The 21824-nt window shown below is 72.0% G+C and carries 20 protein-coding genes; 9 read left to right on the top strand and 11 right to left on the bottom strand.

Translation table 11 applies throughout. The features are described 5' to 3' along the window. The first annotated feature begins 5 nt into the window (after positions 1 to 5). The gene (locus G3I78_RS19180) at positions 6 to 767 is read left to right on the top strand and encodes a DeoR/GlpR family DNA-binding transcription regulator (RefSeq protein ID WP_164426044.1); all 762 of its coding nucleotides are present in this window, start codon (positions 6 to 8) and stop codon (positions 765 to 767) included. A gap of 38 nt (positions 768 to 805) precedes the next feature. Then, entirely contained in the window at positions 806 to 1693 is an 888-nt protein-coding gene (locus G3I78_RS19185) for an alpha/beta hydrolase (protein ID WP_239157907.1), read from the top strand. A 97-nt stretch (positions 1694 to 1790) separates the two neighbouring features. Here G3I78_RS19185 and G3I78_RS19190 read toward each other — a convergent pair whose 3' ends face one another. Continuing rightward, positions 1791 to 3113, bottom strand: coding sequence for an aminotransferase class I/II-fold pyridoxal phosphate-dependent enzyme (locus G3I78_RS19190; protein WP_164426046.1), 1323 nt, complete (start codon positions 3111 to 3113; stop codon positions 1791 to 1793). 275 nt (positions 3114 to 3388) lie between these two features. Continuing rightward, positions 3389 to 4090, bottom strand: coding sequence for a phosphotransferase (locus G3I78_RS19195; RefSeq protein WP_164426048.1), 702 nt, complete (start codon positions 4088 to 4090; stop codon positions 3389 to 3391). 216 nt (positions 4091 to 4306) lie between these two features. On the opposite strand from G3I78_RS19195, the gene G3I78_RS19200 reads away from it, so the two are divergent. Further along, complete coding sequence (locus G3I78_RS19200; RefSeq protein ID WP_164426050.1) at positions 4307 to 5947, top strand: APC family permease; 1641 nt, start codon at positions 4307 to 4309, stop codon at positions 5945 to 5947. Positions 5948 to 6088: 141 nt separating this feature from the next. Beyond that, on the top strand, positions 6089 to 7306 hold the full coding sequence (locus tag G3I78_RS19205) for a 4-hydroxybenzoate 3-monooxygenase (protein WP_164426052.1): 1218 nt from the start codon (positions 6089 to 6091) through the stop codon (positions 7304 to 7306). A 49-nt stretch (positions 7307 to 7355) separates the two neighbouring features. Here G3I78_RS19205 and G3I78_RS19210 read toward each other — a convergent pair whose 3' ends face one another. Continuing rightward, positions 7356 to 7715, bottom strand: a complete 360-nt coding sequence (locus tag G3I78_RS19210) for a metalloregulator ArsR/SmtB family transcription factor (protein ID WP_164426054.1) — start codon at positions 7713 to 7715, stop codon at positions 7356 to 7358. A 63-nt stretch (positions 7716 to 7778) separates the two neighbouring features. On the opposite strand from G3I78_RS19210, the gene G3I78_RS19215 reads away from it, so the two are divergent. Further along, positions 7779 to 8834, top strand: a complete 1056-nt coding sequence (locus G3I78_RS19215) for a cation diffusion facilitator family transporter (RefSeq protein ID WP_164426056.1) — start codon at positions 7779 to 7781, stop codon at positions 8832 to 8834. A gap of 1 nt (position 8835) precedes the next feature. On the opposite strand, the gene G3I78_RS19220 is transcribed toward G3I78_RS19215, so the two are convergent. Both G3I78_RS19220 and G3I78_RS19225 read right to left on the bottom strand, forming a co-directional pair. Beyond that, positions 8836 to 9393, bottom strand: coding sequence for a YbaK/EbsC family protein (locus G3I78_RS19220; RefSeq protein WP_164426058.1), 558 nt, complete (start codon positions 9391 to 9393; stop codon positions 8836 to 8838). A 20-nt stretch (positions 9394 to 9413) separates the two neighbouring features. Next, the gene (locus G3I78_RS19225) at positions 9414 to 9986 is read right to left on the bottom strand and encodes an XRE family transcriptional regulator (RefSeq protein ID WP_164426060.1); all 573 of its coding nucleotides are present in this window, start codon (positions 9984 to 9986) and stop codon (positions 9414 to 9416) included. A gap of 93 nt (positions 9987 to 10079) precedes the next feature. On the opposite strand from G3I78_RS19225, the gene G3I78_RS19230 reads away from it, so the two are divergent. Continuing rightward, the gene (locus tag G3I78_RS19230; protein ID WP_164426062.1) at positions 10080 to 10937 is read left to right on the top strand and encodes a DMT family transporter; all 858 of its coding nucleotides are present in this window, start codon (positions 10080 to 10082) and stop codon (positions 10935 to 10937) included. A gap of 94 nt (positions 10938 to 11031) precedes the next feature. Here the strand turns inward: G3I78_RS19230 and G3I78_RS19235 are convergent, their stop codons facing one another. Beyond that, on the bottom strand, positions 11032 to 11781 hold the full coding sequence (locus G3I78_RS19235) for an acyltransferase (protein ID WP_164426064.1): 750 nt from the start codon (positions 11779 to 11781) through the stop codon (positions 11032 to 11034). Positions 11782 to 11886: 105 nt separating this feature from the next. On the opposite strand from G3I78_RS19235, the gene G3I78_RS19240 reads away from it, so the two are divergent. Beyond that, positions 11887 to 12420, top strand: coding sequence for a gamma carbonic anhydrase family protein (locus G3I78_RS19240; RefSeq protein ID WP_164426066.1), 534 nt, complete (start codon positions 11887 to 11889; stop codon positions 12418 to 12420). A 3-nt stretch (positions 12421 to 12423) separates the two neighbouring features. Here the strand turns inward: G3I78_RS19240 and G3I78_RS19245 are convergent, their stop codons facing one another. The 3 genes from G3I78_RS19245 to G3I78_RS19255 all read right to left on the bottom strand — a co-directional run bounded on the left by G3I78_RS19245 (position 12424) and on the right by G3I78_RS19255 (position 17524). Beyond that, complete coding sequence (locus G3I78_RS19245; RefSeq protein ID WP_164426068.1) at positions 12424 to 13074, bottom strand: DedA family protein; 651 nt, start codon at positions 13072 to 13074, stop codon at positions 12424 to 12426. A 62-nt stretch (positions 13075 to 13136) separates the two neighbouring features. Then, positions 13137 to 15593: a glycoside hydrolase family 3 protein gene (locus G3I78_RS19250; protein WP_164426070.1), complete on the bottom strand. Its 2457-nt coding sequence runs from the start codon at positions 15591 to 15593 to the stop codon at positions 13137 to 13139. 128 nt (positions 15594 to 15721) lie between these two features. After that, on the bottom strand, positions 15722 to 17524 hold the full coding sequence (locus tag G3I78_RS19255) for an RICIN domain-containing protein (RefSeq protein ID WP_239157932.1): 1803 nt from the start codon (positions 17522 to 17524) through the stop codon (positions 15722 to 15724). Between the two features lie 492 nt (positions 17525 to 18016). Between G3I78_RS19255 and galU the strand changes: the two genes are divergently transcribed. Beyond that, positions 18017 to 18967, top strand: a complete 951-nt coding sequence (galU, locus tag G3I78_RS19260; protein ID WP_164426072.1) for a UTP--glucose-1-phosphate uridylyltransferase GalU — start codon at positions 18017 to 18019, stop codon at positions 18965 to 18967. 57 nt (positions 18968 to 19024) lie between these two features. Here galU and G3I78_RS19265 read toward each other — a convergent pair whose 3' ends face one another. Continuing rightward, on the bottom strand, positions 19025 to 19462 hold the full coding sequence (locus tag G3I78_RS19265; RefSeq protein WP_164426308.1) for a DUF4442 domain-containing protein: 438 nt from the start codon (positions 19460 to 19462) through the stop codon (positions 19025 to 19027). A 214-nt stretch (positions 19463 to 19676) separates the two neighbouring features. On the opposite strand from G3I78_RS19265, the gene G3I78_RS19270 reads away from it, so the two are divergent. After that, positions 19677 to 20978: an MFS transporter gene (locus tag G3I78_RS19270; RefSeq protein WP_164426073.1), complete on the top strand. Its 1302-nt coding sequence runs from the start codon at positions 19677 to 19679 to the stop codon at positions 20976 to 20978. On the opposite strand, the gene G3I78_RS19275 is transcribed toward G3I78_RS19270, so the two are convergent. Then, a complete protein-coding gene (locus tag G3I78_RS19275; RefSeq protein ID WP_164426076.1) occupies positions 20940 to 21785 on the bottom strand; it encodes a fused MFS/spermidine synthase in 846 nt (281 codons plus the stop codon). The genes G3I78_RS19270 and G3I78_RS19275 overlap by 39 nt on opposite strands. Positions 21786 to 21824 lie beyond the last annotated feature (39 nt).

Below are 21824 nucleotides of genomic sequence, written 5' to 3' on the forward strand. Positions count from 1 at the left end.
ACGGTATGAGCACTGCGGAACGCCACCGTCTGATCGCCCAGGCCGTCCAGGAGGCGGGCACGGCCACGGTCGCCGAACTCACCGAGCTGGCGGGTGCCTCGGAGATGACCATCCGCCGTGATCTCGACCATCTGGCCGCGCAGGGGGTGCTCGAACGGTTCCGGGGTGGCGCCCGCACCCTTCTCCTACGGGGCGACGAACCCCCCTTCGCGCTGCGCAGCCATGAGTCCGTCGACGTCAAGCGACGGATCGCGGCCGAGGTGGTCTCCCTCGTCTCCGACGGCGAGACCGTCCTGCTGGACAGCGGTACGACCTGTCTGGAGGTGGCCCGTCTGCTGCGCGGCAGGCCGGTCACCGTGATGCCCCTGTCCCTTCAGGCCATCGCCGTCCTCAGCGACGCCCCGGAACCGACATCGCTCCTGGTCCCCGGCGGTCGGCCCCGCCCCGGCGAGGGGTCCCTCACCGGCCCCCTCACCCTCGCCTCCCTGTCGGCGCTGCGCTTCGACACCGCCGTCCTGGGCTGCTGCGGCCTCACCGCCGCCGACGGCATGACCGCCTACGACCTCGACGAGGCCTCCGTGAAGAAGGCGGCGATCTCCTCGTCCCGCCGCGTCGTCGCCGCCACCGACGCCGGCAAGCTCGGCCACACCGCGCACGCCTACGTCGGCCCCGCCGGCCTCGTCCACGTCCTCGTCACCGACGTCACCGCGCCGGCCGAGGAGATCAGCGCACTCGAGAGCGGCGGCACCGCGGTCAGGACTGTCTGAGACCATCGCCCGGCGGTAGGTTCTCCACGGTGACCTCGATGGAGAAGCAGGGCCTCGCGTCGATGAGCGACCAAGCGCGGTTGCACTGGACGGAGTTGGGGGACACGGCTCGCAAGCCGCCCGTGGTCCTGCTCCACGGTGGCCCGGGTCTGCCGGACTACCTGGGTGAACTCGCCCCCATGGTCGCGGACTTGGCGCCGGTGTACCGGTACGACCAGCGCGGCACCGGCCGATCCCCCTGGCAGGGGCGGCACTTGCTCGCCCGGCACGTCGCCGATCTCGCCGAACTGCTCGACACGTGGGACGCGCCCGAGGCCGTACTGATCGGCCACTCCTACGGCACCGACCTGGCGAGCCGCTTCTGCCTGGCGCACCCGGACCGGGTTGCCGCGATGCTGCTCATGTGCGGGCCGTTCACCGGTGACTGGCGTGCCGGGTACCGGGCCGAGCGCGAGCTCCGTATGTCCGTGGCGCAACGCACGCGGCTCCAGGAACTGGAAGCGGTGCCGCGCCGCACGGAGGAACAGGAGGCCGAACTGCTCACGCTGGCCTGGTTCACCGACCACACCGAGCCCGGACGGGGGTGGGACTGGGCCGCGCAGGGTGCCCGGCGGCGGCGTCCCGTCAACTGGGCGATGAACGCCGAACTCCGCGAGGAAGGACACGCGGACCCGCTCGACGGCCATCTCTCCGAGTTGCGTGCGTGTCTGCCCGCGCGGGCGGAACTCCTCGGTGGGACCGACGATCCGCGTCCGATGGCGGCGCTGGAATCACTCGCGCGTCGGCTGGCGCTTCCCCTGACTCGGGTCGAGGGTGCCGGGCACGAACCGTGGTTGGAGCAACCCGGGGCGGTGCGGGCACGGCTTCGGCGATTCGTGCGGGGCGTGGAGAATGAGGTGAGCAAGGTCGGCGGGGCGGACGCATAGAGCCGATCACCGGCTTGGGCCGGACCGTCGGCAAACCCCGTCCCGTTCCGGTAACCCCGCTCGCCCCCAGCGCCCAACCCCCCAGTCAGCGACGAAACTACACGGTGTCCCGAGCCTCCCGGGCCTTGCGGATGCATCGGTCCAGGATGTCGATCGCGGTGTCGACGTCCGCCGCCGTATGGTCCGCCATCGCCTGCATACGGAAGCGCGCCGCGTCCGAGGCGACCGCGGGCTGTTCGACGAGGTGGGCGACGAGTCCCGCACGGGCGATGAGGCCGGAGGCGACGCGGCCCGTCGGGGTGTCGCCGATGAGGACCGGGACGACCGGGCAGACCACGTCGCCCATGACCTCCAGGCCACGTGCGACCAGGCCCTCGCGCAGCCGGGTGGCGACGGCGGCGACCGCGGCCCTGCGCCGGGCGCCCTCAGGGGAGTTGACGATGTTCAGTGCGGCGAGGGCCACCGCGGTCTGTACGGGGGTGATGGCGCTGGAGAAGGTCTGCGGGCCGCCAAACATCCGCACGTACTCCCGCGCGGAGGCGGACGGCGTGGCCAGGAACCCGCCGGTCGTGGCGAAGGTCTTGGAGAAGGCGCCGACGACGAAGTCCACCTGCCCGAGGATGCCGTGCACCTCCGGCTGACCGCCGCCGTGTTCGCCCATGGCACCGAAGTCGTGGGCCACGTCCACCATCAGCTGGGCACCGAACTCCCGGCAGATCCCCAGGAGTTCGGCGAGCCGCGGAGTGTCGGAGTCCATCGAGAACACGCCCTCGGTGACGACGAGGACGGCGTTCTCGGTGTCGGTCGCGCGGATCCCGGCGAGATGACGGCGGACGGCGTCGTTGTCCAAGTGGCGGAAGAACTCCACGCTCGCCCCGCTGGCCGCCGCGCCTTGGCGCAGCGAGTCGTGGGAGAGCTTGTCGAGGAGGATGTGGTCGCGGCGGTGCATCAGCGCCCGTATGGTGCCGAAGCCGGAGGCCCAGCCGGTCGGGAAGAGCGCCACATGATCGGTGCGCAACGCCTGCGCCAGCCCTGCCTCCAGGGCCTTGCTGACCGGGGTGGCCCCACCCAGTGCGGGCGAACCGGCGGTGAGCGGGCCGTAGTCGCGCAACGCCTGGTGGGCGGCTTCGAGGACGGCCGGGTGGGAGGTGAGCGACAGGTAGTCCTGGCCCCCGAAGTTCGGGCCCTCGGTGACGACCCCGGCATCGGACACGACGGTGGCCCGCGGGGTGAGCGCGGAGGTCTCGTAGCGGCGGAAGTACGGCCACAGGTCGGCCTGTTCACGGTCCCGCTGCCACGCCAGGTAGGGGTCGTTGCGGGTGGTCAGATCCGGCCCGGACACCGTGCGGTAGCGCATGATGTCCTTCTCGTGGGCATCGACATCGCGGGTGTCGGCGGGCCCGGGCACGGTGGTCGTCATGATGGTCGTCGTCTCCTCGGGGGCGGGCGGATGAGCCCGCGGTGGGGGGCGCCCCGATCAGGGGCTACGGCGACGCTACGACCGTAATGCCGGACAATTCCCTTTCACTGACGCTTCCTTGACCGGTTGCGCGCGCATCCTGACGGCACTCTGACGGGCAGCGGTGCGCGCGGGGTTCGGCGGCAGAGGTGGCCGAGGCGGGCCGGGACAGCCGAGGCGGGCCGAGGCGACCGGGACAGCCGAGGCGGGCCGGGGCTCTGCGATCGAGCTCGCGGTCAGGCGGGCCCGAGTTCGAGCACGAGTCGCACGGCGTCATCGAGCAGATGCGCCTCGCCCTCGCTCACAGCGGGGTCGGCCGCCCGTCGCTGCCTGGCCGCCGCGAGGCATCCGGTCCCGGTGTTCCCCAGGTCGACGGCGGGGCCGAGGTGTCGGAGCAGGGCGGCCAGCACAGCGCGGGCCGCCGGCGCCTCGGCCTCGGTGCCTACGGCGACCTGCGCCAGGATCAGGGCCGACATCCCCCAGTCCAGTCCGGGCGGCCCTTCCTCGGTGTTGCGCCAGTCGATCACCATCGGGCCGTCCGGGGTGAGCATGACGTTGTCCGGGTGCAGGTCGAGGTGGAGGACACGGTGTCCGGGACGGGTGGAGACCCGCGCGGGAACGCGATGCAGACGGTGCAGCAGCTCCGCGAGGGTCGCTCCCGCTTCCGCCGCTGTCGTCGCGCCCTGCCGGAGCGCCTCCAGCATCGAGGGGCCGCGCAGCCGCTGGATCACCAGGTCCGTTCGCGGCCACGAGCCCGGGGCGGGGCCGGCGAGGTCCCGGACGCGGGGCACGGGATAGCCGTGCCCCGCGACATGGGCCATCACGACGGCCTCGGCGACGGCGTCACCGCCGTCCCGGTAGCGCCGAAGCACCCAGTGGTCGTCGATCGCGAAGACATCCGCGCTGCGCCCCGAGCCGAGTAGCTCACCCGTCTGCATGCGGTGAACCTACCCGCGCACCCGTCCCCGCACCCGGCGGCAGCCCGTCACCCCGCCCCGGTCAAGGGAATTCCGCAATTACGGAAACACACGCAAGGAATCCCCCGCAAAGAAGTCAAATCTGCGACAACCACCTTTAACCCAAAGGCGGTTGATTCGTAAACTAGGTCTATCTGTACAGCGAAAGTATGTATTTCGTGAGAGGCCCCTAAACTTATGGTAAGCGTCGATTCAGTACCTGAGATAAAGGGGACGCCGGGCGGCGGTCTACGGCGGGACGTGGGGCTGATCGGGCTCATGTGGGCCTCGGTCGGTTCCATCATCGGCTCGGGCTGGCTGTACGGCGCCCAGGAGGCGGTCGTGGTGGCGGGCCCCGCGGCCGTGATCTCGTGGGTCATCGGCGCGGTGGCCATCGTGCTGCTCGCCCTGGTCCACGCGGAACTCGGCGGCATGTTCCCGGTGGCGGGCGGCACCGCCCGGTATCCGCACTACGCGTTCGGCGGCCTGGCCGGCATGTCCTTCGGCTGGTTCTCCTGGCTCCAGGCGGCCACCGTCGCCCCGATCGAGGTCGAGGCGATGATCGGCTATGCCGGTCACTGGTCCTGGGCGCAGGGATTCCAGCACGCCGACAAGACGCTCACCACGAGCGGATTCCTCGTCGCCATTCTCCTCATGGCCGTCTTCGTGGTGGTCAACTTCCTCGGTGTGCGGGCGCTCGCGCACACCAACAGCGCGGCCACCTGGTGGAAGATCGCGGTGCCGCTCGCGGCCATCTTCATCATCGCGGTCGGCAACTTCCACCCGGGCAACTTCCATTCGGAGGGCTTCGCGCCGTTCGGTGCCAAGGGTGTGCTGAGCGCGATCAGCACCAGCGGCATCATCTTCGCCCTGCTGGGCTTCGAGCAGGCCATCCAGCTCGCGGGCGAGAGCCGCAATCCGAAGCGCGACCTGCCGCGCGCGACCATCGGCTCGGTGGCCATCGGCGCGGTCATCTACGTGCTGCTCCAGATCGTGTTCATCGGCGCGCTGCCGCACACGACCTTCGCGCACGGCTGGGCGAAGCTCGACTACGCGGGCATCAGCGGCCCTTGGGCCGGTCTCGCGACCCTGGTCGGCCTGGGCTGGCTCAGCGTGGTGCTCTACCTGGACGCCGTGATCTCCCCCGGCGGCACCGGGCTCATCTACACGACCGCCACCTCCCGGGTCTCCTACGGCCTGTCCAGGAACGGCTACGCGCCCAGGCTGTTCGAGCGCACCGACCGCAGGGGCGTGCCCTGGTTCGGCCTCGCGATCTCCTTCGTGACCGGCGTGGTCTGCTTCCTGCCGTTCCCGAGCTGGCAGCAGCTGGTCAGCTTCATCACCTCGGCGAGCGTCCTGATGTACGCGGGCGCCCCGCTGGCGTACGGCGTCTTCACCGACCGGCTGCCCCACCACGAGCGCCCCTACCGGCTGCCCGCGGGGTCGGTGCTGTCCCCGGTGTCGTTCGTGGTGGCCAACCTCATCATCTACTGGGCGGGCTGGCACACCCTGTGGCGGCTCGGGGTGGCGATCGTCCTCGGCTATGTACTGCTCGGCGGATACGCCCGCTACGCCATCGCCAAGGGTCTGCCCGACGCGCCCCGCCTGGACTGGAAGGCCGCCCAGTGGCTGCCGGTCTATCTGCTGGGCATGGGCGTGATCTCCTGGCAGGGCGGCTTCGGCGGCGGCTCGGGCCGGATCGCGCTGTGGTGGGACATCGTGCTCATCGCGGTGTTCTCGCTGGTCGTCTACTACTGGGCGCGGGCCTCCGCGTCCCCGGCCGAGGACATCGAGCGCAGCATCGACGAGGTCATCGTCACCGACGCGCCCGCGCACTGAGGGGGGCCAGGGACGGGGTGCCTCCGCGCGTGGGGGCACCCCGTCGCCATTCGCCCTGCACCCCGTCGCCACTCCCACCCTGCCTCCCCCTGACCCCCGTCACCACTCCCACCCTTGACGAGGCACCGACATAATGGCCGGGTGACCTCCACCCCACCGACCGACCCAGGTGCCCCGCAGCGCAGTCCCGTCGTCATCGTGGGCGCCGGACCCGCCGGGCTGACCATCGGCAACATCCTGCGGGCCGCGGGCACCGACTGCCTCGTACTGGAGGCGGAGACCCGCGAGTTCATCGAGCGGCGGCCGCGGGCCGGGGTCATCGAGGAGTGGGCCGTCCGCGGTCTGGAGCGGCGCGGACTCGCCGAAACCCTGCTGGAACGGGCCCAGTTGCACACCGAGTGCGAGTTCCGCTTCGCCGGCGACCGCTTCCGCTTCTCCTACGGCGAGCTGACGGGACAGCACCACTTCGTCTATCCGCAGCCGCTGCTGGTGACGGACCTGGTGCGCGAGTACGCCGACGTACGGGGCGGCGAGATCCGCTTCGGCGTCCGGGACATCGAGCTGCACGACCTGGAGACGCCCCGGCCCTCGGTGTCGTACACCGATGCCGGGACGGGTCGACGGCAGCTGGTGGAGTGCGAGTTCGTGGCGGGCTGCGACGGCGCGCGCGGGGTGACCCGCACGGCCCTCCCGGAGTCCACGAGCATCGCCCGGCACGACTACGGCATCGGCTGGCTGGCGCTGCTCGCCGAGGCACCGCCGTCCTCCGACTGCGTCCTGTTCGGCATCCACCCGAACGGTTTCGCCGGGCACATGGCCCGCAGCCCCGAGGTCACCCGCTACTACCTGGAGTGCCCGCCCGGCGACGACCCCGAGAACTGGTCGCACGAACGCGTCTGGCAGGAACTCCAGTTGCGCCTCGGCGCGGACGGCACACCACCGCTCACCGAGGGACGGCTGATCGAGAAACGCGTCCTCGACATGCACAACTACGTCGTGGAACCCATGACGTTCGGCCGCCTCTTCCTCGCCGGCGACGCCGCCCACCTCACCGCGCCGATCGCCGCGAAGGGCATGAACCTCGCCCTGCACGACGCCTTCCTGCTCGGCGACGCGCTCGTCGCCTACCTCGGCAAGGGCGACGGCAGCGGCCTGGACACCTACTCGGAGGCCTGTCTGCGGCGCGTGTGGGACTACCAGGAGTTCTCCCAGTGGCTCTCCGAGGTCTACCACGGCACCTCGTCGGGCGACGAGTACCGGGCCGGCACCACCTTCGCCCGCCTCCGCCGCCTGTTCACCTCGCCCGCCGCCGCGGCCGCCTTCGCGGAGCAGTATCTCGGTACGGCGTCCACGTACTGAGTCTCAGTCGTGCACCGGCTGACGTCTCCGTCGTGCACCGGCCGACGTCTCAGTCGTGCACCGGCCGATCGCTGATCCGGTGGTCGGCCACGTTCAGCGCCTCGTCCACGAGCCGCCGCAGGTGCCCGTCCCGCAGCGCGTAGATCACCCGGCGCCCCTCCTTCCGCGTGCTCACGAGACCGGCCAGCCGCAGCCGCGCCAGGTGCTGGCTGACCGCGGGACGGGCCGCTCCGCACGCCTCCGTGAGGGTCGTGACGTCGGCCTCTCCCCCGGTCAGGGCATGCAGCAGGGTGAGCCGGGTGCGGTCGCCGAGCAGGGCCAGGATCTCGGCGGCGAGCGCGAACTGTTCCTCGCCGGGGGTGCGCGGATGCGCATCGTGTGCAGATGACAGGTGCATGCGTGCGCTCATACGCACATAATGGCTCCGTGGGCGCGGTACGTCCACTTCCCGCGCGCACCGGAAGGGAACGCCGTGAGCGACCACCACCAAGAGCACCACCACGAACCCCACGAGCCCCACCACCCGCACGAACACCGGCACCACGGCCTGCGCCACCGCCTCGGCCACCTCCTGACCCCGCACTCCCACGAGTCCGCCGACAAGCTCGACCCCGCCCTGGAGTCCTCGGCCCGCGGGATGCGCGCCCTGTGGGTCTCGCTCGCCGTGCTCGGCGTGACGGCGCTCGCGCAGGCGGTCGTCGTGGTGATGTCCGGGTCCGTCGCCCTGCTCGGCGACACGGTGCACAACACCGCGGACGCGCTGACCGCCGTACCGCTGGGCATCGCCTTCGTGCTGGGCAGACGAGCGGCGACCCGCCGTTTCACCTACGGCTACGGCCGTGCCGAGGATCTCGCGGGCATCGCGATCGTGCTGACGATCGCCGCGAGCGCGGCCTTCGCGGGATGGGCGGCGATCGACCGGCTGCTCGACCCGCGTCCCGTCGCGCACGTCCCGGCGGTCGCCGTGGCCGCGCTGGTCGGCTTCGCGGGCAACGAGTGGGTGGCCCGCTACCGCATCCGCGTGGGCCGGGACATCGGCTCGGCCGCGCTCGTGGCGGACGGACTGCACGCCCGCACCGACGGATTCACCTCACTGGCCGTGCTGTTGGGCGCGGGCGGCTCGGCCCTGGGCTGGCAACTCGCCGACCCCGTCGTGGGGTTGGCGATCACGGCCGCCATCGCGCTGGTGCTGCGGGACGCGGCCCGCGAGGTGTTCCGGCGGGTGCTCGACGCCGTGGACCCGGCCCTCGTCGACCGCGCGGAGAGCGCGCTCAGGGAGGTCGAAGGGGTGCGCGAGGTCGGCGAGTTGAGGCTGCGCTGGATCGGGCACAGGCTGCGCGCGGAGGTGGCGGTCGTGGTGGACGGCGAGATGACGGTACGTCAGTCCCACGCCGTGGCCGTCGAGGCTGAGCACGCTCTCCTGCACGCCGTACCGCGCCTCACCGCGGCCCTCGTGCACGCCGACCCGGCGCCGGTGCCGGGCGAGGCGGACCCGCATCACGCGCTCGCCCATCACGCCCCGGCCTGAGTCAGGCGACGCCCAGGCCCTCCAGGACCACCGCGCCCGGCAGTTCGGCGAACGCCTTCCCCGGCACCAGCAGCTTGCCGCGCCGGCGCCCGCTGCCGACCAGGACGTACGGCAGGTCGACCACGGCCGAGTCCACCAACAGCGGCCAGTCGCCGGGGAGTCCGACCGGTGTGATGCCGCCGTACTCCATGCCGGTGTCCCCGGTCGCCGTGTCCATGGAGGCGAACGAGGCCTTGCGGGCGCCGAGTTGGCGGCGGACGACTCCGTTGACGTCGACCCGGGTGGTGGAGAGCGCCACGCACGCGACGAGGGTGCTCTCGCCACCGCGCTTGCTGGCGACGACCACGCAGTTCGCGGACCGCTCCAGCAACTCCCGGCCGTAGTGCTCCACGAAGACCGCGGTGTCGGCCCACTCGGGCTCGGTGTCGACGTACAGGATCTGCTCGGCGGGGACGCTGCCGCTCCAGTGGCGTACGGCGTCGGCGACCGGGCGGATCAGCTCGTCGAGGGCGTCGGGGGCGGGGGTGGCGTGGTCGAAGCGTCCGATGGGTGCGTCCATGGCCGCACGCTAACAGCCGCTCAGGACACGCCCGGCACCGAGACCGCCAGCATCCACCGCGCGGGGACGTCGCCCTGATTGGCGTACGTGTGCTCGGCGTTGGCCTCGAAGGTGACGCTCGCCCCGGCGGGGACGCGGTGCTCGACCCCGTCGACGGTCAGGGTCAGCTCGCCCTCGGTGACATGCAGGATCTCGACGGTCCCGGTGGGGTGCGGATCGGAGCGGCTGCTCTCGCCCGGCATCATCAGCCACTCCCACATCTCCAGCGGGCCCGGGGCCTCCGCGCCCGCGAGGAGCCGGCTCCAGCTGCCCGCCTCCGTGCTCCACAGCCGCACCACCTGCTCCGGCGGTACGACCCGCACCTTCGGGCCCTGTTCGTAGTCGAGCAGGGTGGTGATGCTGATGCCGAGGGCGTCGCCGATCTTCACGACCGTGCCGAGGCTCGGGTTGGTCCGGGCCTGCTCGATCTGGATCAGCATGCCGCGGCTGACCCCGGCTCGGGCGGCGAGCGCGTCCAGGGTGTAGCCGCGCTCGGTCCGCCAGCGCTTGACGTTGCGCGCCAGGGACTGGGTCAGCAGGTCGAGGTCCGACACTTCACGTCCAATATTCTGTATGACACGGTACAACTCAATGAACTACGGTGGGGTGCACCCGATCGTTCACCGAACTGTACTGCGAGGCGAGCCGTGACAGCGTTCTTCGCCCTGGCCACGAGCCTGCTGTGGGGTCTGGCCGACTTCGGCGGCGGAGTGCTGGCCAGGCGCCTCCCGGCGCTGACGGTGGTCGTGGTCTCTCAGGGGATCGCCGCGGTGGTGCTCGGCGTGATCGTGATGGCAACCGGGGGCTGGAGCGAGGCCGGACCGCGGCTGTGGTGCGCGGTCGCCGCCGGTCTCGCCGGACCGGTCGCCCTGATCTGCTTCTACAAGGCGCTCGCGCTGGGCCCGATGGGAATCGTCTCCCCGCTGGGCACGCTGAGCGTGGCGGTCCCGGTCGGGGTGGGCCTGTTCCTCGGCGAACGCCCCGGACTCGTACAGGTGGCGGGCATCGCGGTGGCCGTCACCGGAGTGGTCCTGGCGGGCGGCCCCCAGTTGCGCGGAGCACCGGTACAACGCCGGGCCATCGTCCTGACCCTGATCGCGGCCCTCGGCTTCGGCACCGTGTTCGCCCTGATCGCGGAGGCGTCGACCACGGTCACAGGCCTCTTCCTGGCCCTGTTCGTCCAGCGCCTGGTCAACGTGGCGGTGGGCGGCACGGCCCTCTGCGTCTCGGTGCAGCGCGGCACCCCCGCCCTCCCACCGACCGGCTTCCCCTGGCAATCTCTCCCCGCACTCGCCTTCGTGGGCCTGGCGGATGTGGCGGCGAACGGCACGTACTCGGTGGCAGCCCGGCACGGCCCGGTAACGGTGGCCGCGGTACTGGCCTCCCTCTACCCGGTGGTGACAGCCCTGGCAGCCCGAGGCTTCCTCAGAGAACGACTCCGCACGCTCCAGGCAGCGGGCGCGGGTCTGGCCCTGCTGGGCACACTGCTCCTGGCGACGGGGTGAGCCCGCACTCCGCAGGGTCGCGGGGAACCGCGCGACCCGCCGCGAACCACCCGCAGCCGCCGGACAACCAGTCCCGGCACCCCAACAGGCACCGCTATTCCAGCTCAGCCAACCGAGCCACAGCCTCCTCGTCCAGCCCCGCCAACGCCCGCAACTGCTCCGCCGTACCCCCCGGAGGGACCGGCGCCGGAGTCCTGAGCGGCGGCTGCCACCCCTCCTCGGCGGTCCACCGCCGCACGACCCGAGCCGGCGCCCCCGCCACCACCGCGTGGTCCGGCACCACACCCCGCACGACAGCCCCCGCCGCGACCACGACGTTCCGTCCGATCCGCGCGCCGGGCAGGATCACCGCCCCCGTCCCGATCCAGCACCCCGCACCGATCTCCACCGGCTCCATCCGCGGCCACTGCTTGCCGATGGGTTCGTGGGGATCGTCGTACGAGTGGTTCGTGGACGTGACATAGACGTAGGGCCCGAAGTAGCAGTCGCTGCCGATGGTGACCGTGGTGTCGGCGATGACATGGCTGCCGCGTCCCAGCACGACCCCGTCGCCGATGCGCAGGATCGGCTCCGGGCCGAGGTCGAGGTCGGGCATCAAGCCGGCGGTGAGGGTGACCTGTTCGCCGACGATGCAGTGGGAGCCGACATGGATCCACGGCTCGCCGAAGACCGTGCCGAGCGGGAAGGCCAGCCGGCTGTGCGCGCCCAGCGCGCCGAAGCGGAAGCGGCCCGGGTGCTCGGCGGTGACGGAGCCCGTGCGCTGCACCCAGGCCCAGCCCGCGTGGACGGCCCGCTGCACGAGTCGGCCCCGCCAGGATGAGAACGTGTTCTTGCTCTTCGGCACGACCTCACCGTACTGAGCGCGCGGCGCCGGTATGAGAGCGAGGGCTTGTGATCTTCGCCCCACCGGGTGGCGTACGGTTCGGGATATCCGGAACCAGGAGGCGAGATGGCGCACAGGGCGTTGATCACGGGCATCGGCGGCAGGGAACCGAAGATCGACGGGGAGGCCTTCGTGGCGCCGACCGCCTCGGTCATCGGGGACGTGACGCTCCAGGCGGGGGCGAGCCTCTGGTACGGCGCGGTGGCCCGCGGCGACGTAGAACGCATCTCAGTCGGCGCCCGGAGCAACATCCAGGACAACTGCACCCTGCACGCCGATCCGGGCTTCCCGGTGACGATCGGTGAGCGGGTCTCGGTGGGCCACAACGCGGTCGTGCACGGCTCGACGGTCGAGGACGACTGCCTGATCGGCATGGGCGCGACAGTGCTCAACGGCGCGGTGATCGGCGCCGGTTCACTGGTCGCGGCCCAGGCCCTGGTGCCGCAGGGCATGCAGGTCCCGCCGGGTTCACTGGTGGCCGGCGTACCGGCCAAGGTGCGGCGGGAGCTGACGGAGGAGGAGCGGCAGGGCGTGACCCTGAACGGCACGCTCTACGCGGACCTGGCCAAGGCGCACCACGAGGTGCACGAGACGCCGTGAGGGTCAGTCGGCGGCCGGGACGGTCTCCGGTTCGGCCGCCTTCATCTCCGCCGTCGCCTTCGCCGCCCTGCGCTTGAGCACCAGCATCGAGGTGAGCCCGATCAGCACGGCCAGCACCAGGCCCAGCCAGGAGAACCGCTTCAGCCAGGACTCGGCGACGATCCCGACGTAGTAGATGACCGCGGTGGTGCCGCCCGCCCAGACGATCCCGCCGAGGACGTTGGCGACGAGGAACTTCCAGTACGGCATCCGCAGCACACCGGCGAGCGGCCCGGCGAAGATCCTCAGCAGCGCGACGAAGCGGCCGAAGAACACCGCCCACATGCCCCACTTCTCGAACGACCGCTCCGCCGTGGCGACATGGCCTTCGCTGAAGTGCCGCGGGAACTTGTTGCCGAGCCAGGTGAGCAGCGGCCTGCCGCCCTTGCGTCCGATCGCGTAGCCGATGGAGTCACCGATGATCGCCCCGACGCTGGCGCAGGCGCCGAGCACCACGGGGTTGATGCCGGCGTGCTGCGAGGACAGCAGCGCGGCCGAGACCAGGATGATCTCGCCGGGCAGCGGGATGCCCAGGCTCTCCAGGCCGATGACCAGGCCCACCAGGGCGTAGACGGCGGCCGGGGGCACGGTGTCGAGCCATTCCTGGACGTGCAACGCCGGTTCCTCCTGAGTCGCGTTCGCGGCGCGCGCCAAGGACCGGCACGCGCCGTGGCAGCCTACCGGGTCACGCGAACCGCCGTCCGGAGCAACAGCTCACCCGCCGACGCCCCGACCCACACCTCGCGCTCCCCGGTACCGAGCACGAAGCTCCCGCCCGCCCAGGACGACAGCGAGCGCGGGGACACCCGTACGGTCACCCGCCGCCGCTCCCCCGGCCGCAGGGCGAGCCGCCGGTACCCGGCCAGCGCGCGCACGGCCTGGTCGAGCCGGAGGTCGGGGGAAGGACCGATGTACACCTGCGGTACGGCGATCCCCTCGCGCGGCCCGCTGTTGCGGACCGTGAAGCTCACGTCGAGCCCGTCCCGCAGCCACCGCGCCTCCAGGTCGTCGTAGGAGAAGGAGGTGTACGACAGCCCGTGCCCGAAGGGGAACAGCGGCCGCACGCCCCGCGCGCTGTACCAGCGGTACCCGGCGTGGACGCCCTCGGAGTACTCCTCCACTCCGTCGGCGCCCGGGTAGCGACGGGGGTCGCCGGCGACCGGGTGGTGAGTGTCGTCCACCGGGAAGGACTGGGTGAGGCGGCCCCCGGGGTCGGTGTCGCCGAAGAGAACGGCGGTCGTGGCGGCCGCGCCCTCCTGGCCCGGGTAGTACATCTGGAGCACCGCGCCGACCCGCTCCAGCCAGGGCATCGAGGTCGCCGACGAGGTGTTGAGCACGACGGTGGTGCGGGGGTTGGCCGCGGCCACGGCCTCGATCAGCCGGTTCTGGTTGCCGGGGAGGGCGATCGTGGTGCGGTCCTGGCCCTCGGTGGCGTCCTCGTATGCGAACAGGACGACGTCCCGGGCGGCGCGGGCCGCCGCCACCGCGTCGGCGACGTCCCGCTCCCGGGTGGCGCCGGTGGAGTGCCGCAGCCGGAAGAGCTGGCCGCCGTGCGCGGTGATCCTCAGCTGGTGGGCGCCCGTGGTGAGGCGCCGAGTCGCTCGGCGGACGTTGAGCCCATCGGGGGCGGCGGAGACCAGACCGCCGGAGAACCATTCCTCCCAGCCGGGCCTGAGCGGGAACAGGTCCTCGCCGTCCAGGTGCACCGCGGGCCGGGAGTCCGGGGCGCCCGAGTAGTGGAGGACGAAGGTCCACTCGTCGGGGTCGGCGACGGTGAGCGTGCCGTCGTAGGTCCAGGTCCTGCCGGCGTCGACGCCCTGGCCCTCGCTGTCGAGGCGGGGGCTGAGCGCGGCCGGTGGGATCGGCTTCCCGAAGAGGTCCTCGCCGAGGGTGTACGTCACCTGCGTCCCGTCGGCGCGTGCGGTGAGGGTGTCGAGGGGGCTGTCGGCGCGGTCAGGGACGACATGGGCGCTGCCGCCGCCGCTGACGAAGGGGAGCCCGCCGGTCGGGCCGATGACCGCGAGGGGGCCGTCGCCGGTGAGGGGCAGGGTGTCGTGCGCGTTGCGGAGCAGGGTGGCGCCCGCCTTCGCGACCTCCAGAGCGACGGCGGCCCCCTTCTCGGCGTCGCGCTCCGGGCGGGGCGGCGGGCTGTCGGCGAGGAGTCCGAAGCGGTCCATGACGGTGAGGATCCGCCGTACGGCCCGGTCGACGTGGTGCTCGGGGACGCTGCCGTCCGCCACGGCCGCCTTGAGGGCCGTACCGAAGTACCTGCCGTCGGGCATCTCCATGTCGAGCCCGGCGTCGAGCGACTTCGCGGTGCTGTGGGCGGCGTTCCAGTCGGTCATCACCCAGCCGCCGAAGCCCCACCGCTCGCGCAGGACGTCGGTGAGGAGCGCCTTGTTCTCGCAGGCGAAGGTGGCGTCGACCTTGTTGTAGGCGCCCATCACCGCGCCGGTACCGGCTGCGACGGCCGCTTCGAAGGCGCGCAGTTCGAGTTCGTTGAGGGTCTGGTCGTCGACGTGTACGTCGATCGACATGCGGTCCTTCTCCTGGTTGTTCAGCGCGAAGTGCTTGACGGTCGCGACGAGTCCCTCGCCCTGGATGCCCTCGATCTCGGCGGCGACCAGGTCCGCGGAGAGCAGCGGGTCCTCGCTGAAGGTCTCGAAGTTGCGGCCCGCGTAGGGGGTGCGGATGAGGTTGGCCATCGGGGAGAGCAGGACGTCCTGGCCGAGCGCGCGGCCCTCGTGGCCGATGACCCGGCCGTAGCGGCGGGCCAGGTCGGGGTCGAAGGCGGAGGCCAGCAGGACGGGGGCGGGCAGCGCGGTGGCCCGTGCGGTCACGCGGACGCCCGCCGGGCCGTCGGCGAGTCTCAGCGGCGGGATGCCGAGGCGGGGGACGCCGGGGACGTATCCGGCCTGGCCGAGCGGGTCCGGGTCGGTGGCGCCGTGCAGCAGGGAGATCTTCTCGGCCAGGGTGAGCTTCGTGATCAGGCCCTCGACGCGGGGTCCCGCGCTCGCGTCCGTCCGGTCCCGGGCGTGGGCGGGCGGGGTGGCGGCGCCGGTGGCCGCCGCGGCGACGGCGACGGCTCCGCCCAGGAGGCGCAGGGCGGAGCGTCGGCTGACGGGGTCGGTCATGAGCGGTCGCTCCCTCGGTGTGCGGGCCTTGTCAACGCACTATGCGTCAGCGGGCCGTGACACTTCGTAAGCAACACACTCCGTGAGCGACACCCTCGGCGAACCGGGAACGCGCGACCGGGGCCTGTCTACTTCAGGGCCGTCCCGAGGGCCGACGTCACGGACGTGGTCAGCGAGGTGACCGGGTCCGACACGGCCGTCACGGGCTTCGACACCGACGTCACCGTGTCGACGATCGCGCCCACCGCCGAGCCCTCCGCCTCGGCCGGCGTGGCCGGACCGGAGTCGCCGTCCTCGACCTGGACCATCCTGGTCTCGAACTGCTCGGGCGGGACTCCGTGCTGGTCCGACGGCTGACGGGGGCCCTTGTCGGCGCGTCCGCCGTCGGGGCCTCCGCCGTCGGGGCCTCCGTCGCCAGGACGTCCCTCGCCGCCGGGCGGCGGAGCGAGCCGGGGCGGGCCCGAGTCACCGCCGGGCCCCTCGGAAGGCTTCTCCTTGCTGTCCGGGTTCTCCGGCGACCGCGGGTCCGCCTGCGTCGGCGCGCTCTCGTCGGCGGTCTCCAGGAGCCACCGCTGCTCCTCCGACCCGTCGCGTCCAGTGACGACGAGGGCGTGGTCCTTGCCGGGCGCGACCAGCTGTCCCTTTCCCTTGCGGAGCAGCAGTTCGCCGCGCACGGTGAGGTCGTAGCGGACCTCTCCCGAGTGCACCAGGCAGTCGGCGACCACGACCGACTTCTTCGCGGTGTCCGAGTCGAGGCAGAGCGTGGGGTCGGCGGCGCTGCGCAGCAGTCCGTCGTCCTGGTACGACCACTGCTGGGACCCGGCGGCGGAGCACTCCGCCAGCACGGCCTTGACGCCGTCCTCGGTACGGCCGCCGCGGGTGTCGAGGCACAGTTCGTCGCCGGCGTTGCGGAGCCGGCCGTGCCCGACCTCGACGGGGTTGCCCATCGAGGCGGCGGACGGGGAGCCGGCGCTCTCGGAGACCTCCGACGGGTCCGGCCGGACGCTGTTGTTGCTGACCGCGCCCCAGGTGGCGCCCGACGTGGGCACTCCGCCGTCGTCGGTCCAGCCCTTGGCGACGAGCACGGTCGCGAGCAGGGCGAGGGAGGTGAGCCCGGCGCCGACCAGGACCGCCTTGGGGTGCCTGCGCGGCTGGGCGAGGAGCCCGGCGGGGACGGGCCGGTGGCGGCCACCGGGTCGGGGCCGGGCCGCGCCGCGCCGATCCGTCGCCGGCTGCTCGACGCGGCGCGCGGGCCGTGAGTCGAGGTAGCGGTGGGCGCCCCAGCCGAGCACGGTCTCGGCGAGCAGGGCTTCGAGGCCGCCCTCGAAATGGCTGAGCTGTTCGGCGGCGTGCCGGCAGTACCGGCACTCCATCAGATGCTGGCGCACATCGGGCAACAGGTCCCCGCCCCGGCGAATCGGGACATCCAGGAGACGGTTGTAGAAACGGCATTCACTGGTCGGCGCGAGTTCCCGGTGCGCACGGACACATGCGGTGCGGAATTGTTCCCTCGCCTGCTCCAGAGCGGCCGACGCGCGGGCCGTGTCGACGCCGAGCAGACCGGCCGGTACGGATATGGGTTCGGCCTCGACCTCGGTGTGCCAGAGGAGGCATTGAGAGGCTCCGGGAAGAGAGCGGAATGCGCGCTCGGCGAGCAGTCGCCTTTCGGGGGTGACGGCCCTCGCGGCGCGAAGACCGCGACCGCCGATCGTCTTGCGAAGTTCCGGCAGCACAGCGGAGATTCCGTCGTCCGCGGCCCACTCCTTCACGAACTCCCGTACAGCCGTCAGAAGTTGTGGCCGCAGTGCGCCGTCACCGGCCCGCCCGAGCACCTTGTGAAAAGCGGCGGCGGCCGCCATCGACGCCGAACCCGACCAGGAGGCCAGGCAGATGACCGAGTATTCGTACGTCGCCTGCCAGTGCCGCGCCATCAGCAGGGCGACGGCATGACCGTCCACCCCGTGTTCGCCCAGCCGGGCCAGGAGATTGCGGTCGGACTCTCCCGGACTCGATCCGGGACGGGGCGGGTAAGGGGGTCGTGGAGGGTAAGCGGATTGCACTGGACCAATTCCTTCCAAGCCGCAGGACGGCATGGTCAATGCACGTCCGTCGGAAAGCAGGTACCTGATTGGTGCATACCTATGTCGCGACCAGCTGCGACTCGGTAATCGAGGGCGTCACCTTCGCACAATTGACGCACAGTAAACAAGAAGTTCGAGTGACCAATGTTCAAAACGTAACGACTTCAGAAAAGTTACCGCGGGTATCCGCACCCGCATTCGAAATAAGCGGCATGGGAGCGTCAAGTTGTGTACGCCCGGCGGATGCTTGGCACACGAAATCTCCAACTTCCGGGCCGGTCCACAGGGAGCTCCCAGGGTCCTCCCGGCGCGCTCTCATCCCGGTGCCGCAGCATGATCCGCATGATCGTCCCCCACACGGCACCCAGCCCCGCTCCCGTCCGCACGGTCCGCAAGGCGGTCGTCCCCGCCGCCGGTCTCGGCACCCGGTTCCTGCCCGCGACCAAGGCGACGCCGAAGGAGATGCTCCCGGTCGTCGACAAGCCGGCCATCCAGTACGTCGTGGAGGAGGCCGCGGCGGCCGGTCTCCACGACGTCCTCATGGTCACCGGCCGGCACAAGCGGGCCATCGAGGACCACTTCGACAACGCCTTCGAGCTGGAACAGGTCCTGGCGGCCAAGGGCGACGCGGTCCGGCTCGACGCCGTGCGCGACCCCGCGCGCCTGGCCGACATCCACCACATCCGCCAGGGCGAGCCCCTGGGCCTCGGCCACGCCGTGCTCTGCGCGCGCCGCCACGTGGGCGACCAGCCCTTCGCCGTCCTCCTCGGCGACGACCTCATCGACCCGCGCGAGACCCTGCTCAGCACGATGCTCGACGTCCGCGACCGGTACGCCGGGAGCGTGGTCGCCCTCATGGAGGTGCCGCGCGAGCAGATCCACCTCTACGGCTGCGCGGCGGTGGAGCCGACGGACGAGGACGGCGTGGTCCGCGTGACCGGGCTGGTGGAGAAGCCCTCGCCGGACAGGGCGCCGAGCGCGTACGCGGTGATCGGGCGCTATGTCCTCGACCCGGCGGTCTTCGATGTCCTGGAGCGCACCCCGCCCGGCCGCGGCGGCGAGATCCAGCTCACCGACGCCCTCCAGGACCTCGCCGCCGACGGCACGGTCCACGGCGTCGTCTTCGACGGCCTCCGCTACGACACCGGCGACAAGGCGGACTACCTCCGCACGGTCGTCCGCCTGGCCTGCGACCGCGACGACCTGGGCCCGGAGTTCATCGGCTGGCTCAAGGAGTTCGTGGCGGGACTGGAGCGGGGCGAGGGGACCCAGCGGGGGCGGGTGGCGGCCTGAACGGGGCGCCGACGCTCACGCGCACCCGCACCTCGCACCCCACACCGCCCCGCCCTCTCAGCCGTTCGGCCGCAGCGTCCACACCACCGTCATCTCGCCCGTGACCGCCCCGTCCCCGCGGCGGATCTCGATGGTGACCGGGAACTCCGGGCGCTGTCCGGCGTCGAGTTCGGCGACGACGTCGGCGGCTGGGCGGCCCAGGGTCGCCGTCGCGGTCACGGTGCCCATCGCGAGCTTGCGGTAGGCGATCTCCGCGTTGACGGCGAGCGGTACCGCGCGCGAGAGCTGGTCGCCGAACGCGGCCAGGACGACCGCCCCGCTGGCCGACTCGGCGAGCGTGAACATGGCTCCGGCGTGCGGTCCGCCCACGTGGTTGTGGAACTCGCCCTGGTCGGGCAGGGAGACCACGACCTTCTCCGGGCCGGTCTCCAGGAATTCGAGGTTCAGGGTCCGCACCATCGGCACGGTGACGGCGAGCATCTCACCGACGGACATCTGGTCTGCGCTCATGACCGCGATGTTACCCGCGGGTAGCAGCAACTGACCAGGCCAGTACCAGTGATCGCCGTCTCTTTGCCGCGGCTGGCCCGGGCGCGGGGCGGCCTACCTCGCGCCCACCCGCCCACGAGGACCACCTGCCCCGCATCTGGCCTGTATCTGGCCTGCAAAAGGTTTGGCAACGCGCCCTCCCTGCGGCGATAGTCGCCCGGTGACCCCCACAGCCGGCTCCCCCCGCCCCTCCCGCAGACCCACCTGGGCGGGCCGCAACTACACCTTGCTGACCGCCGCCGCGTTCGTGACGAACCTCGGCGCCAACGGCGCCCTGATCGCCGCCGCGTTCGCCGTACTGGAGGCGGGCGGCGACGGCGGGGACGTTGGTCTGGTGGCCGCCGCCCGCACGCTCCCGCTGGTGGTCTTCCTGCTGATCGGCGGCGCGGTGGCGGACCGGCTGCCCCGGCACCGCGTGATGGTCGCGGCCAACGCCCTCAACTGTCTCTCCCAGGGCGCGTTCGCCCTCCTGGTCCTGACGGGCGAGCCACAGCTGTGGCAGATGATGGTGCTGACCGCGCTGGGCGGCACCGGCCAGGCGTTCTTCAGCCCGGCGGCCGAGGGCATGCTGCTCTCCTCGGTGCGGGGCGAACAGGCAGGCCGGGCCTTCGCCGTGTTCCGGATCGCCATGCAGGGCGCCGCGCTGGGCGGTGCCGCGCTCGGCGGCGCCATGGTCGCCGCGATCGGCCCCGGCTGGGTGCTCGCGGCGGACGCGGTGGCGTTCGCGGTCGCCGGCTCGCTCCGCTCCTTCCTCGACGTGAGCCACATCCCGGCCCGCGAACCGGGCGGCGGCCTGCTCGCCGACCTCCGCGACGGCTGGCGGGAGGTCGCGGGACGGCCCTGGCTGTGGGGCATCGTCGTGCAGTTCTCCATCGCCAACGCGGTCCTGGGCGCCGCCGACGCGGTCTACGGTCCGCTCGTCGCCGAGGACGACCTGGGCGGAGCGGGACCCTGGGGCGTGGCCCTCGCCTTCTTCGGCGCGGGCACGGTCGTCGGCGCCCTCCTCATGACCCGCTGGAAGCCGAACCGCCTGCTGTTCGTGGGCATCCTGTGCGTGTTCCCGATGGCCCTGCCGTCCGCCGCACTCGCCGTCCCGGTGTCGGTGCCCCTGCTGTGCGCGGCGATGTTCGTGGCGGGCGCGACCGTCGAGGTGTTCGGCGTCTCCTGGATGACCGCCCTGCACCAGGAGATACCGGAGGACAAGCTCTCCCGCGTCTCGGCCTACGACTGGTTCGGCTCGGTCGCCCTGATGCCGCTCGCGGCGGCGCTGGCGGGCCCGGCGGAGTCGGCGTTCGGACGCACCGCGGCCCTGTGGGGCTGCTCGGCCCTGATCGCGGCGGTCACGGCGACCGTCCTGTGCGTACCGGACGTGCGCAACCTACGCCGCAACACCAAGCAGGTCACCCAGGTCGCCGCGAACGACTCAGCCGATGCCGAACGCCCCGTCGGGGGGCTCGGGTGACGCCACCGCGTCCGCGTCCCGCACCGGCCGCGCCCCGGCGATGAACTTCCGCAGTCCGACGCCGTGTTCGACCCTCGCCGGAAAGGCGTCGGCAGCCGTACGCCGCGCCAGCGCCGCTGTGTCGAGCGGCTGATGCGCGGCGACGAGCACCGCGTTCCCGAACCGCCGCCCCCGCAGCACCGCCGGCTCGGCGATCAGCACGAGCTCCTCGAAGACCTGGGCGAAATTGGCGAGTTGGGACCGCAGAAAGCCGAAGGGCGCGGAGTCGGCGAGGTTGGCGAGATAGACCCCGTCGCCCCTGAGCACGCGCGCGGCCTCACGGGCGTACTCCAGGGACGTCAGATGAGCCGGGACCCGGGACCCCCCGAAGACATCGGCGACCAGCACATCGGCGGAGCCCTCCGGGGCCTTTTCCAGCCACCCTCGCGCGTCGTCCGCGTGCAACGCGATCCCCGCCCCTTCGGGTATCGGCAACCGCTCGACGACCAGCTCCAGCAGCCCCCGATCCGCCTCCACGACATCCTGCCGCGCCCCCGGCCGAGTGGCGGCCACATACCGCGGCAGCGTCAGCGCGCCCCCACCGAGATGTACGACGTCCAGCGCCCGCCCGGCCTCCCCGATGCCGTCCAGCACATGCCCGAGTCGCCGCACGTACTCGAACTCCAGATGCTCAGGCTCATCCAGATCGACATACGACTGCGGAGCCCCGTCCACGGTCAACAACCAGGCCCGCTCCCGATCGACATCAGGCATCAACTTGGCGAACCCATGATCAACGGCACGGGCGATGGGGATGGACTCGGTCACCTGCCAATTGTGCCTGGCGCGGGGGACTGCGCGACCGGC

This window comes from Streptomyces sp. SID13726 (assembly GCF_010548375.1).
Lineage (GTDB): Bacteria > Actinomycetota > Actinomycetes > Streptomycetales > Streptomycetaceae > Streptomyces.

Excerpts from the sequence above, each read along its gene's own strand:
- G3I78_RS19180 (WP_164426044.1), top strand. The coding sequence starts at position 6 with ATGAGCACTGCGGAACGCCACCGTCTGATCGCCCAGGCCGTCCAGGAG.
- G3I78_RS19185 (WP_239157907.1), top strand. The coding sequence starts at position 806 with ATGGAGAAGCAGGGCCTCGCGTCGATGAGCGACCAAGCGCGGTTGCAC.
- G3I78_RS19190 (WP_164426046.1), bottom strand. The coding sequence starts at position 3,113 with ATGACGACCACCGTGCCCGGGCCCGCCGACACCCGCGATGTCGATGCC.
- G3I78_RS19195 (WP_164426048.1), bottom strand. The coding sequence starts at position 4,090 with ATGCAGACGGGTGAGCTACTCGGCTCGGGGCGCAGCGCGGATGTCTTC.
- G3I78_RS19200 (WP_164426050.1), top strand. The coding sequence starts at position 4,307 with ATGGTAAGCGTCGATTCAGTACCTGAGATAAAGGGGACGCCGGGCGGC.
- G3I78_RS19210 (WP_164426054.1), bottom strand. The coding sequence starts at position 7,715 with ATGAGCGCACGCATGCACCTGTCATCTGCACACGATGCGCATCCGCGC.
- G3I78_RS19220 (WP_164426058.1), bottom strand. The coding sequence starts at position 9,393 with ATGGACGCACCCATCGGACGCTTCGACCACGCCACCCCCGCCCCCGAC.
- G3I78_RS19240 (WP_164426066.1), top strand. The coding sequence starts at position 11,887 with ATGGCGCACAGGGCGTTGATCACGGGCATCGGCGGCAGGGAACCGAAG.
- G3I78_RS19250 (WP_164426070.1), bottom strand. The coding sequence starts at position 15,593 with ATGACCGACCCCGTCAGCCGACGCTCCGCCCTGCGCCTCCTGGGCGGA.
- G3I78_RS19255 (WP_239157932.1), bottom strand. The coding sequence starts at position 17,524 with ATGGCGCGGCACTGGCAGGCGACGTACGAATACTCGGTCATCTGCCTG.
- galU (WP_164426072.1), top strand. The coding sequence starts at position 18,017 with ATGATCGTCCCCCACACGGCACCCAGCCCCGCTCCCGTCCGCACGGTC.
- G3I78_RS19265 (WP_164426308.1), bottom strand. The coding sequence starts at position 19,462 with ATGTCCGTCGGTGAGATGCTCGCCGTCACCGTGCCGATGGTGCGGACC.